Below are 13,607 nucleotides of genomic sequence, written 5' to 3'. Positions count from 1 at the left end.
TATAATGATATCACAACAGTCGGACAAGTTACTTAATGACAGTGTAATGTAAAGCGTTACGTCTGACAAATAATATGATTTGCGTGTTACTGATTCGATCAGGCATGAGCAAAAGTAATTTTATAGTTAGATTATATCTATTTTTACTAGTGAAATAGGTATGAATCTATACTGAATTACTTTGCTCATGCCTTTTGTTATTTACTACACAATAATCTACAACAATGGATTAATTTAAGATTTTAACACAAAATGATTCAGACTAATTCAATATATTAAACAGAATTGAAGGGAGTTAATTATATGTCAAAAAATAGTAGTCTTTTTGGTAAGTTACAGCAAATAGGTAAAGCTTTAATGCTTCCAGTTGCAATATTACCAGCTGCAGGTATTTTGCTTGCCTTTGGTAATATGTTCCAAAACCCAGCTTTTTTAAGCCATGCATCATTTTTGAATAATCATGCTTTCCAAGCTTTTGCTAAAGTTATGGAACAATCAGGAGATATTGTATTCGGTAATCTTGCATTACTATTCGCAGTGGGTGTTGCAGTAGGACTTGCTGGTGGAGAAGGTGTTGCGGGACTTGCAGCAATCGTAGGTTTCTTAATAATGAACAAAACTTTAGGAATAGTAGCAGGAGTTACTCCAGAAGTATTAGCAACTGGTAATCCAGCTTATGCAACAGTTTTAGGTATTCCATCATTACAGACAGGTGTATTTGGTGGTATCTTAATGGGAGTTGTGGCAGCACAGCTTTATAAGAAATTCTATAATATAGAATTACCTTCATATTTAGGGTTCTTTGCCGGAAAAAGATTCGTTCCAATTATAACAGCAGTATCAGCTATATTCTTAGGAATTATACTTGTATTTGTATGGCCACCAATCCAATACGGATTAAATGCCTTCTCACACAATATGATCGATGCAAATCCTACATTGGCAGCATTTGTATTTGGGGTTATTGAAAGATCATTAATACCATTTGGATTACATCACATATTCTATAATCCTTTCTGGTATCAATTTGGAGAGTATGCAAGTAAAGCAACTGGTCAAATTGTAAGAGGAGACCAAACAATATTCATGGCTCAATTAAAAGACTTTACTCAATTTGGTGCTCTAAGTAACGGTGGTACACAATTTACAGCAGGTACATTTATGGTTGGTAAATTCCCATTCATGATGTTTGGATTACCAGCAGCAGCACTTGCAATGTATCATGAAGCAAAACCAGGAAAGAAAGTATTAGCAGCAGGTATACTTGCATCAGCAGCGTTAACTTCATTCTTAACTGGTATAACAGAACCGATAGAGTTCTCATTCTTATTCGTTGCACCAGCATTATTCGCAATCCATGCTGTGTTTGCAGGATTCTCGTTTATGGTAATGCAATTATTAAATGTTAAAATAGGTATGACATTCTCAGGTGGTTTGATTGACTATATGCTATTCGGAGTTATACCAAACCGTACAACATGGTGGTTAGTAATACCAGTAGGATTAGCATTTGCAGTAGTTTATTACTTTGGATTTAGATTTGCTATAAGAAAATGGGATCTTAAGACTCCAGGTCGTGAAGATGATACAGATGAGCAAGTGGGAACAGGCACAGTTGAAGCTGGAGAACTTCCATATGCCATACTTCAAGCTCTTGGAGGAAAAGAAAACATAACTAACTTAGATGCATGTATAACTAGACTTCGTGTAAGTGTAAATGATGTTAAAAATGTTAACAAAGCTGAACTTAAGAAACTAGGTGCAGCAGGTGTTATGGAAGTAGGAAATAACATTCAGGCTATATTTGGTGGAAGATCAGACCAATTAAAGTCACAGATAAAAGATATAATGTCAGGCAAGACTCCGGTAGCAGCTAAGGCGGCAGTTAAGGAAGTAGCAGTTACAAATACGAATGCAAATGACAATACATTTGTTGCTCCAATTGATGGTAAAATATTACCTATATCAGAAGTTCCAGATGAAGTTTTCTCACAAAAAATGATGGGTGATGGATTTGCTATAGAACCAGCAAACGGTGAAGTTGTTTCACCTGTAAATGGAACAGTAACAACTGTTTTCCCAACAAAACATGCTATAGGAATTACTGCAGATAATGGAAGAGAAATATTAATTCACTTTGGTATAGATACAGTAAACCTAAAGGGTGAAGGATTAGATGCATTGGTAGAACAAGGTGCTAAGGTTAAAGCAGGCCAGCCAATATTAAAAGTAAACTTAGCAGAAGTAAAAGGAAAAGTTCCATCAGTTATTACTCCTATTATATTTACAAATTTAGCTGAAGGAGAAGCAGTATCAGTTCAAGCTGGAAAACAAATTAAACGCGGTGAAAAGAATATTGTTACTGTTAAGTAAAAATTTTAGTTATATAGTTGTGCAAAATTAAATATTAGTGTAAGTAATAAAGTGTCCCAGTACATACTAAAAAAGTATGTACTGGTTTTTTTATTTTTATAGTGTCATAATCCAGAATTTTTCATAATATTTTAGTAACAACAGCATGATATTATGATTATGAGGTGAGCATAGTGTGTACACAAATATATCAAAATGCTGATTTTAAAATTTATAAGGCGGGAGATGGATATATAGTTCATAATACACACAAGAAGTTTAAAGATGGTCATACACACGTTAAAAAATATGATACATGTTTAGTTATGATTAAATTAATAAAAAGAAAGCTTGTACCCAAAAGTCGAAGTAAACACTTTATTGAAAGTTTGCTGAGGTTAAGTGATGATAAAAAGTATAATAGAATAATAATGGAGTGTATTCAATAGTCTTGGGTTTACCCAAGACTTTCTAGATTTCAGCATAGACAAACAAAACCAAAGCATGACTTATCCGCCAGGATATATTGTCAGTTCTTCGACACTATAAATACTCTTTATGATTCTAAAGCTCGGGCTTTATAAAAACCTAAGAACTTTAGAAAACTCGTTTCACTCAGACAATCTAAAGTTCTAAGATTTTTATAAAGTCCTTCGCTAAGAATCATTAAAAAAGTATTTAAATGTGCTCTCAGGACCGACAATATATCCTTCTGAATGAGTCAAGTTTGCGGTTAGTTTATCTATTTGTAAAGCAATATTATATGAACTTGAAGGTAAATGACTTATAACTGTATTAGTAAAATGATTACATTGTAAGAAAAATATGATAAAATATATTATATAAAGATAAAAAGTAAGTGATAATAAATATTTAAAATATAACCTAAGTGAGTGGAGGAATGGATATGTATGATGTGACAATAATTGGTGCAGGAGTTGTTGGCGCGGCAATAGGAAGAGAATTGTCTAGATATAAGTTAAGCATATGTATCTTAGAAAAAGGAGAAGATGTAAGTAGTGGAGCTTCAAAGGCTAATAGTGGAATAGTTCATGCTGGTTATTCTGATGAACCAGGGACATTAAAGGCAGAACTTTGTGTTAAGGGCAATAGAATGTTTGAGGTACTTAATAAAGAGTTGAATTTTGGTTATAGGGAAACAGGTTCTTTAGTGCTTGCCTTTTCTGATAATGAGAGGAGCTATCTAGAAAAACTCTATAATGATGGTCTCAAAAATGGTGTAGAAGGAATGGAAATAATAGATGGAGCTAGAGTAGAAGCAATGGAGCCTTATGTAAGTAAACTAGTTAAATGGGCTCTTTATTGCAAGAATGCCGGAGTATGTTCACCCTATGAGTTTACAATAGCGCTTATTGAAAATGCAATTATAAATGGGGTTCATTTAAAACTGGGGCATGAAGTTACAGGGATAAATAAAATAGATAACTATTTTAATATAACTACTAATAAAGGAAATATTAAATCTAAATATGTGATAAATGCAGCAGGTGTGTATAGTGACAAAATATCAAGAATGGTTGGAGTAGATAATTTTTATATTATTCCGAGGAAGGGACAGTATGTATTGTTTAATAAAGACCAATCTTACTTAGCAAATAGTGTAATATTTCAAGTACCTACTGAAGAAGGAAAAGGAATACTAGTTACAACTACCTATCATGGAAATCTTATGATAGGTCCTAATGCTCAAGAAGCAGCAGATAAGGAGGATGTATCTACAAACGAAGAAGTACTGAGACACATTGTGGAGACTGCAAGAAAATCTGTGAATGGATTTGATATGAAAAAGGCAATAACCTCATTTTCAGGGGTAAGAGCAACTAGTAATAGAAAGGATTTCATAATTGAGGAAACAGAAATTAGAGGATTTGTCAATGTAGCAGGGATTGATTCACCAGGCCTTACATCGTCACCGGCAATTGCAGATAAGGTAGTGGGAATACTTGAAAAAATAGGATTGACTCTAGAGAAGAAAGAAAATTTTAATTCTTATAGAAAAGGTATTGTAATAAAGAAAGAAGAAGGTTTTGATGGAGATGTTAATTCAAAGGATCCTAAAAAGCACATTATATGCAGATGTGAAAATGTTACTGAGGATGAAATTGTAGATGCTATTCATAGGCCTATTCAAATTACTTCTATAGATGCTGTTAAGAGACGAACAAGAGCAGGTATGGGAATGTGTCAAGGAGCCTTTTGCGGTTCTAGGGTAAAGGAAATCATATCAAGGGAGCTAAATATACCTATAGAAGAGGTTGTGCTAAGAGGAGAAGGCTCTTCCATTCTTCCGAAAAGGGCAAAAAGAAGTGAAGTTATGAATATAAAATGATATAATAATTTTAGCATATAATTGATTTATGAATCTATGACTGAAAAAGAGCTTGAAGGCTCTTTTTTAGTTTTTTTTGCGTGAAAAACGATTTCTAAATAATAACTAATATTTGATTTTAATTAGATTTTTGGTATAATCATATTTGTGTGTTTTTACAGACAAATAACGACAAAATTATAGATGAGTCAGAATACATATTGCATTATTATTTAAATTATTAAATATAAATTGTAAAAAAACTAAATTCAGAGATTGGATTTTGTCTTTAAAGCACTAAGTTATAGATAGTAACTTCTTTCACAATGTTTTAATAGTCATAGTTACTAAAAATAATTATAAATTATATATATTGTACTTAATATCGTATGGAGGTCTTATTATGAACAAAAAGGAGATTGCAGAATTAAAACTTCAAGGGTATCTGCAGCAGCAAGACAAAGAGTATTATTCAGTAAGAGTTATATCTGATGCAGGTAATATGACTGCAGAGCAGATGATAAAAATAGCGGAGATTTCACAACAGTATGGGAGAGGAAAGATGGGATTTACATCACGTATGTGTGTAGAAGTTCCATGGATAAAATATGAGGATATAGAAACAGTGAAGAAAGAAATGGAAGAGGCAGGGCTAGTAACAGGTGGTACAGGTTTGAAGGTTGAACCGATATTAGCTTGTAAGGGAACTGTATGTTCTTACGGATTAGTAGATACACAAGACTTATGCAGTAAGCTGCATGAGAGACATTTTGCAAAGGATTTACCAGCAAAATTTAAAATAGGTATAGTGGGTTGCCCTAATAATTGTGTAAAAGCACCTGTTAATGACTTAGGTTTTATGGGGCAGAGAATTCCTGCAGTTCTAGAAGATAAGTGTAAGGGTTGCCAACTTTGTGTGAAAGAGTGTCCAGTAAAAGCAATAGAAAAAGTGGACAAGGTAGTAAAAATAGATTATGACAAATGTATACATTGTGGTAGATGTGTAAAAGTATGCCCTTTCAAAGCTATGGTCCCAGAAAAAGAAGGAGTTGCGGTATTTTTAGGTGGAAAGTTCGGAAGAAAGCATAGAATAGGTAATCGTATTGAAAGTATATTTTCATTAGAAGAAGCAGAGAGAATTACTGACAAAGTTATAGATTACTATAATAAATATGGTAATCCTCATGAAAGATTTGGCGATACTATCGATAGAATTGGATTTGAAAATGTTCGGGCTGCTATATTTGAAGAATAGTACAGAGTTCAAATCTCTAGTTGGGTAAAAACCACCCTTAAAGGATATCAAAAAGCATCAGAGTTGATGCTCATAGTAAGGCACAGATTTAATAAGGAAGCAGTTTTTAAGATTTATCACATTTAAAGCTGCTTCCTTTAAATTGATTATTTATTTAGTTACTAATTCTTTAAATATTTTAACATCTTTTCTATAAACATTTTCGCTGAAAGCTTCGCTTATTCTCTCACTTGATTGTCTAAATAAGATAGAAGGCGTATTGTTTACTACATAATAGTAAACGTCATTCTCTCTATATATAGGATTGCCTATTGAGGTATTTGAGGAACCTTCGATTGCCTTACCTGCATTTGCAGAGGCATCAATTATAAGACAGTTTTTCTTTAGTTTTTTCTGAGCCTCCTTAGTTAATATATGAAGATTTGAATTGTCCATTTCGATACCATTAATTATGATATCGTATGTGTGAGCAGTGTCTATAAAGTCATCCATAGTTTTTCTATAGAATAATCTTATATTATTACTAAACTTGGAAATTGCACAGAATGCACCTTGAGATACGTTGCCTGATCCTAAAATTGCAATATTGGTATTGTAATCAGGTAGTTTTCCAAAGCTAATTAAGGCATGTAGTGTAGCTGAGTAGCCAGCTATATAACTGTTATCTTTTATAAAGTTTGGCTTAATCCAATCTATTATCTTTTCGGTATTTTTATAATAAACAGTTGGGTGTATGTTATCAAGATCCACAATTATTAAGTCTTTGATATTTGCTTGCTCTTCCATAAATTTTTTTCCTGAGCCAAAAGGATGAGTCCATCCAATAATCATTTGATTTTTCCTAATATGTTTATAGTCATCTTCGCCAATAAGCTTAATAGAAAATATGGCATCACACTTTAAGAATATTTCTTCTCTAGAAGCAATAGTGCAGCCTACATCTTCGTAAGCCCTGTCACTTACATCCAAATTCATTCCAAAGTTCTTCTCTATAAACAACTCATTTTGAAAGTTATTTACGTGTTGTGGCAATAAAGCTACTCTTTTTTCATTAGAGAAGCTTGGAATAATAAAACCTAATTTCATAGTTTAATTCCTCCTTAGTTTCTTGACATAATAAGCTCTATATGTAGAAACCCTTATAAAATAACAAACTGTTACTTTAGAGAAAATATATTTTCATAAAGGAGACATATCTATTTTTATGAACAATGCCAATACTTGTAATGACTTAGCATATTTTTGAATTTTAATTGTTCGCTTAAATATTTATGGCCTACTAATGTTTTTATTTTTATCTCTTTTATAAAAGTTAAACATTTAAATAGGGATAATTAGAAACAATAATTATTGAGTTGAAATCTTAAATTTTTATATTGAATATCTGATTTTGATTTGAGAATTGTACTGATTATTATGATACATAATACATGTAAAAATAGAATATTCTTTTACATGTAATTAGATAAGTGTATATAAAATGAAATCAACAATCTTAGCATATCATAAGGTTGTTACTTTGTAAAGGAAGGATAAGTAGTATATAGATAGGATAGGAGTTAAGATTTATTAGGCATTAAAATTATCTAGGAAACATATAGAAAGGATTGATTGTAAATGGATAGATATGTTTTAGTATGTGCTATAGGTGGGGAAGCAGGTAGATTTCATAATAAACTTACAAATAATGTTTGTCATAAATTTAATAAAAGGCGTCAAAAGCTTCCAGCGCACATCACACTAAAGGCGCCCTTTGAAACTTCTAAAATAGACGACTTATTAAAGATTTTGGAGAGATTTGTATCGACACGGAAAAAAACTCCTATAGAAATTAAAGGATTTGGTAAGTTTAGACGTGATGTAGTGTTTATGGATGTAAAGGTATCAGAGGAAGCTAAGAAAGTACATGACGAACTGATAGATGAAATTAAGGAGATTTCTTGGATTGAATTTAAACCTAATGAAGGAAAGGATAAAGTATTTCACTGTACTATTGTTTCAAGAAGGATACAAGATAAATTCAATGAAATTTGGCATTATGTAAATGAACAGGAATGTGATTTTAATAGTTACCTTGATAATTTATCTTTATACCAGTGGAAGGATAACACCTGGGCGCTTTATAAAGAATACAAATTTAAAGATGAAATATAGAAATAAAAGGTGCTAGGGCATATATTATCATAAACAGAAAACTTGATTATGTTATAATTCTGTAACTGGTATTTGAAGGAAAACATATTATGTATTATAAGCTTTGGGAGGGGGTAAATTGAGGAGGCATAATGATTTTGATAGACTAATGGGCATGATTTTATACATTTTTCCCAAATACCTAATTAAGATTAATAATCAAAGAGATAGAATAGAAGATTTTACAGACAATTACTTACTAGAAGAATTTATAGAAAAACTTGATTTTAAAGACCTTAGGGAATACTATGAAAAGAAAGTAGCTGAAAATACAAAGTTTCAAAATGAAGCTGAAAAAGGTAAAGTAATTGAAAAAGAAGGCAATTTAAAGAAAAATACCAGTACAAAAAACTTGTCTCACAAAGAAAAGGATAAACTGCAATCAAAAGATGAAGATAACTTTAGATTCAGGAGGAAGGAACAAGAGAAATATCATAAAAAGGAAGTAGGGACTTCTTTTGAATACGAACTGAAAATAATACTCAATAACTTATTAAATAAAAAAATAAGTATTTGTATTGAAGATTCAATGGAAGGTATAATAAATGATCTAGTAGTTCTAAGTGTTGAAAATTCAGTTATAAAATTACTATCTAAGGAAAAACATATAATTTTAATTCCAATTGAAGAAGTGGTTGGAGTAAAAAGTGATCCGATTATTTCGACTAATTTTACTGATAAGTTTAACCCAAACGATTTTTGTTGTGACAAGTGCAAAGAGCTAAGTAGATACTTTAGTTCACGTATTGGTAGAAGTGTTATTCTAAGAACTAAAGGTGATGGAGTGTTTAAATATACCGGAAAAATGAAGATAACAAGCGTAGGAAAAAGCTTTGTTATTTTGGATAATACTATAGTTATAGCTATCTCTAAAATTATTCTAGTAGAGGAAATAAATTAGAAAGAAGGTAAACTGTACCCTTTGTCAAGTACACAATAAAACAGGCTGTTCACCTAGAAATTAATTTCTAGGTGAAATTTTTAATATGGTATAATACCTGTAGTCAAATAACTATAGTATTCATTGGGAGTCATTTTCATAAGATCCCACTGGTAACGTTCATTATTGTAATACTCTATGTATTCATCAATCTCTGATTTAAGTTGTTCAAAGGTTTCACATTGACTAAGATTGAGCTCATCTTTCATATGACCATAAAATGATTCTTGAGGAGCATTGTCCCAACAATTTCCTTTTCTTGACATAGATTGTATAAATCCTTTTGACTTTATCAAGTTTTGAAACTTTCTGCTTGTATAATGGATACCTTGATCTGAATGCAAGTAAGCATCTTTTGATATAACGTATGCTTTATTATCCATCAGAAAATTAATCGTATCTGTTGCAATAGGAAGTTCAAGCGATTCACTTAATACATAAGATGGTATTTGACGTGTGCATCCATCTTTGACAGTTGATAGATATGCGCATTTTCCAGAACCATAGTATATGTAAGTTATATCTGTCAGTAGAACTTTACCAGGCTTACCCACACAAAACTCTCTATTTACTTTATTCCCTACAGCGTGGCTTTTTATAGCTTTACCAATCTTTTTATATGGATTAGGTTTCCTTATAGGGCAACGTACCCCATACTTAGCCATTAGCCTACGAATTTTTTTAAGATTCATATTGATACCAAGTTTCCTGAATAAGAACATTTTTATGCTTCTTGCACCTTTATTTCTGTTTTTGAACTGAAACGCATTTAAAATAAGCTCAAAGTCATTCCTGTCTTGCTCTTCCTTTTTGATTCGGTGATCTTCTCTTTGCAACCATGAATAATAGCCCGACCGTGAGACACCAGCCATTTCGCACATATATTTTATGTCAAGACAACATTTACTTTTTTCTGACAATCTTCTAATTATTTTGTACTTTTCATCTGGTTTAATTTTGAATTGGGCATCACCTGCCTTTCCAATCTTCGTAGTTCCCGCAGAAATGAATTTTCTTGCTTTAGATATTGATTTTGTTGTTTTAAACGCGTTAACTCCTCTTCAATACTTATTTCGCCTTCTAAACCTCTGGTTGTTCCAGAGTTACCTTTTCGTATGTCTCTAACCCCTTCGGGGCGATTTGCTTTTGAACGCCATCTTACACTACAACGATCGATTCGATTTTGTCCTATCATCTCAGGATCAAATCCATTCTCTATAAAAATATCTCTAGGAAGCATCCCCTCATTATGTTCAGCGATAAATAATTCTTTAAAGGCATCTGTATACGTAATTTGTTTTGGAGTAACATTTTTAACATGCATATTTTTGGACAAAATATCTATTTCAGCTTGTATGAAGTCTCTGTTTCTTGACTTGCCCATAGAACTCTCCCCTTTTTTCTTCATTATACTAAATTGTTAAATACAAAAATACCCTGTAAGATAGCACAGCCTCTTTTCTGTGTCTATCTTACAGGGTACAGTTTACCTTCTTAGGCGTGCTATTTTTTTAAAAGACTTCTGTATCTACCAAGCTTACTTAAAATACGTTGTTTTACAAAAGCCATGACTGGAAGGTCTCCCTTATCGATACTTTCAAAATCAAACAAGATGTTGATGCAATCCTCAATAGTCTTCACAGAGTAAATGTGAAAAGTATCCTTTTCAACAGCATCAATTACTCTGTAATTTAATACTAAGTCATCTACATTGGTATTAGGAATTATTACACCGTGGTTTCCGTCTAAATCAAATATATTACATATATCGAAATAGCCCTCTATTTTATCATTTACTCCTCCGATTGGTTGGATTTCTCCTTTTTGATTTACAGAACCAGTAATAGCTAGGCTCTGTTTTATAGGTATATCACTAAGGCTAGATATAAGTGCTAGTAATTCAGCTGCGGAGGCGCTATCGCCTTCAATACCAGAATAAAGTTGCTCAAAAACTATTTTTCCATTAAAGGAAAGAGCAGTATTTTGACCTATGAATTCGCCAATAAAGCCTGATAGAATCATAATACCTTTACTGTGAATATTGCCACTCATGTTAGCATCTCTTTCAATATTTGTAACTCCTTGTTTTCCGGTAAATGTGGTTACAGTTATTCTATGCTGCTGTCCTACGGTAGAGTCACCGAAATTCATAACAGATAAGCCATTAATCTGTGCAACCTTAGACCCTTTAAGCTCTACGATATATTTACCATCTTTGTACATCTGCAATATTTTTTTCTTTGTAAGGTCATGCATAAAATGAAGTTCTTCTATTGATTTAATAATGTGATTTTCATCTATTAATAAAGAGTTTTCCTTCTTAGCAAGAGCATTTGCAATATCTATAACTTCAAGTAGTTTATTCATATAAGCAGTAAAGTAATTTCTGTTTTCAGCCAATCTACAGGAGTATTTTAAAAGTTCCTTTATTCCATCTCTAGCCATATGAATAAATTTATTTTCATTCATATAGTTATTTATAAATCCTAAGATATTTTCAATACTAGATTCATTATTCTCAATTTTACTATCAAATTCAGACTTTATCTTGAAAAGCTTATTAAAATCATTATCATATTGAGAGAGTAGGGAGTAGGTGGAAGTAGTCCCTATGAGAATAATTTTAACTTTTAGAGGAATTGCTTCTGGTGTAAGTGTTATTATAGGATAAAGTTCCATATTATTTTTTGAATTCTGTATAAATAGTACCTCGGATTTTAAAAATCTTTTTAAGGACTTCCAGGAATTGGGATTACTTAACAGTTGCTCTGCGTTAACAACTAAGAATCCTCCATTAGCAGAATGAAGGCTGCCTGGTCGAATCATTGTAAAATCAGTAACAGTGTTTCCTTCAATACTTTCATACTCGATTTTTCCAAACATTGTGCTATAGGAAGCAGAATCTTCGTAAACAACAGGAGCTCCCTTGCCTATTTTATTAGTAACTAAAATTTTAACATCGTATCTTCTGAAAAAGTGTTTAGGAAATTTAACTGGACTTGTATCGGAGTTGGTGTTTGCGGTGTTTTTACCATCTTCCTCGTTAGACTCTTCTTCCGTAATTTCACCGAGAAAAGCATTGATATTTTGTATTATATCTGACTCTAACATATCTAAATAATAGACAATCTTTTTATTTTCATCGTATTTATTTTTAAGATTTTCTATTTGTTCATAGATAATAGCTTTTGAAAGTTTATAGTCTAAAGTTTTTAGTTCGTTTAGCATTAATTTATTTATAGCTGTTATTTTTCTTAAAATATCAGATGAAAGCATTTTTAATTCATTTGAGTTTTCATTTATAGATGTTTTTTCCTCTGTAGAAAGTTGATTATAAGTATCAATATCCATTTTCTTTCCTTCATTTAGAGGTATAAAAACGAAATTACCATTTCCATCATGATCTACAGCAAAGTTTTTTTCAGATGCTTTATCGTGTATTTCTCTAGAAAGATCGAATACTACCTTCTCATATTTCTCAACTATTTTTCTTTTAGCATTTTCATAATTTTTGCTGTCAAATATGGTAGGGACTTTATTAAAGAGATCATTTATAAATACTCGAATTGACTCTTTAAATAATGGAGCAGTGCCAGTAGGCAAAGAAATAACTAAAGGTTTACGACTATCCTTAAAGTTATAAACATAACACCAATCAGGTGAATCAGGAAGTTTTTTCGCATGTTCCTCTATTTTATTTATTATATAACTAGTTCTACCAGTACCACTGGGACCTGAAACATAAATGTTATATTCCTTCTTATCCATTAATAGACCAAGATCTATAGATTTAACGGCTCTAGTTTGACCTATTATACTTTTATATGGAGATATTTCTGCAGTCGTTTGAAAATCAGGAAGCATATCAAAGTTTAAGCTCAAATCACTTGCTTTTAACTCTAATTGTTTTGACATAATATCACCTTCATTTCTCATTATAATATTTAAATTTGAAATACGATTTTACGTAAAAGTTAATTCAACTTAATTATATATAATATGCAAATCATAGTTTAATGGAGACTATAAAATTATAGAGCATATATAGACAAAATATAGATTAGGAGTAAAATAATATTATATGCAAAATGGTGAAGAAGGTGAAAATAAATGTATATTAGTGAGACTAAGCTGAAGGTAAGATATGTAGAGACAGATAAGATGGGAATTGTACATCACTCAAACTATTACGCATGGTTTGAGGTAGGGAGAGGAGATTTTATACAGAAATCTGGAATGACCTATAGTGATATGGAAAAGGAAGGAATTATGATGCCATTGGTAGAAACTTATTGTAAGTATCATGAGGGGGCTAAGTATGAAGATGATATAATAATACAAACATATGTTGAGGAACTAAGTCCTATAAAAGTTATTTTTAATTATAATGTTATAAGAGAAAGAGATCAAAAGCTACTAGCAAAAGGAAAAACAACTCAAACTTTTATAAACAATAACTTTAAAATAGTGAATTTGAAAAAGACTCATGCTGAGTTATGGGAAAAACTTCAGGCATTGAAGTAGAGATGAACTAAAAG

The 13,607-nt window shown here is 31.5% G+C and carries 10 protein-coding genes; 7 read left to right on the top strand and 3 right to left on the bottom strand.

The genetic code is table 11. The features are described 5' to 3' along the window. Positions 1–303: 303 nt before the first annotated feature. The 4 genes from ptsG to AC0N0V_RS16785 all read left to right on the top strand — a co-directional run bounded on the left by ptsG (position 304) and on the right by AC0N0V_RS16785 (position 5,936). Positions 304–2,373, top strand: a complete 2,070-nt coding sequence (gene ptsG / locus AC0N0V_RS16800; protein ID WP_474459461.1) for a glucose-specific PTS transporter subunit IIBC — start codon at positions 304–306, stop codon at positions 2,371–2,373. Between the two features lie 173 nt (positions 2,374–2,546). Further along, complete coding sequence (locus AC0N0V_RS16795) at positions 2,547–2,801, top strand: hypothetical protein (RefSeq protein ID WP_474459458.1); 255 nt, start codon at positions 2,547–2,549, stop codon at positions 2,799–2,801. 458 nt (positions 2,802–3,259) lie between these two features. Continuing rightward, positions 3,260–4,702, top strand: coding sequence for an FAD-dependent oxidoreductase (locus AC0N0V_RS16790; protein ID WP_474459455.1), 1,443 nt, complete (start codon positions 3,260–3,262; stop codon positions 4,700–4,702). Between the two features lie 382 nt (positions 4,703–5,084). Further along, entirely contained in the window at positions 5,085–5,936 is an 852-nt protein-coding gene (locus AC0N0V_RS16785) for a 4Fe-4S binding protein (RefSeq protein WP_474459452.1), read from the top strand. Between the two features lie 150 nt (positions 5,937–6,086). Here AC0N0V_RS16785 and AC0N0V_RS16780 read toward each other — a convergent pair whose 3' ends face one another. Then, positions 6,087–7,022: a Rossmann-fold NAD(P)-binding domain-containing protein gene (locus AC0N0V_RS16780; RefSeq protein WP_474459449.1), complete on the bottom strand. Its 936-nt coding sequence runs from the start codon at positions 7,020–7,022 to the stop codon at positions 6,087–6,089. Positions 7,023–7,553: 531 nt separating this feature from the next. Here AC0N0V_RS16780 and AC0N0V_RS16775 point away from each other — a divergent pair. Next, a complete protein-coding gene (locus AC0N0V_RS16775; protein WP_474459447.1) occupies positions 7,554–8,090 on the top strand; it encodes a 2'-5' RNA ligase family protein in 537 nt (178 codons plus the stop codon). A 118-nt stretch (positions 8,091–8,208) separates the two neighbouring features. Beyond that, positions 8,209–9,030: a hypothetical protein gene (locus AC0N0V_RS16770; protein WP_474459445.1), complete on the top strand. Its 822-nt coding sequence runs from the start codon at positions 8,209–8,211 to the stop codon at positions 9,028–9,030. Between the two features lie 80 nt (positions 9,031–9,110). On the opposite strand, the gene AC0N0V_RS16765 is transcribed toward AC0N0V_RS16770, so the two are convergent. Continuing rightward, positions 9,111–10,453 (bottom strand): IS3 family transposase gene (locus AC0N0V_RS16765; RefSeq protein ID WP_474464388.1). Its coding sequence is split into 2 segments (ribosomal slippage): positions 9,111–10,043 and positions 10,046–10,453, totalling 1,341 coding nucleotides; the frame shifts between segments, so codons are not numbered across the junction. Between the two features lie 119 nt (positions 10,454–10,572). Next, positions 10,573–12,984, bottom strand: coding sequence for a Lon protease family protein (locus AC0N0V_RS16760; RefSeq protein ID WP_474459443.1), 2,412 nt, complete (start codon positions 12,982–12,984; stop codon positions 10,573–10,575). Positions 12,985–13,179: 195 nt separating this feature from the next. On the opposite strand from AC0N0V_RS16760, the gene AC0N0V_RS16755 reads away from it, so the two are divergent. Next, on the top strand, positions 13,180–13,593 hold the full coding sequence (locus AC0N0V_RS16755) for an acyl-CoA thioesterase (protein ID WP_474459441.1): 414 nt from the start codon (positions 13,180–13,182) through the stop codon (positions 13,591–13,593). The last annotated feature ends 14 nt before the right edge of the window (positions 13,594–13,607 follow it).

Source organism: Clostridium sp. CS1-1 (assembly GCF_056135525.1).
The sequence above is the reverse complement of the archived record's forward strand: the minus strand, read 5'-3'. Positions and strand labels throughout refer to the sequence as shown.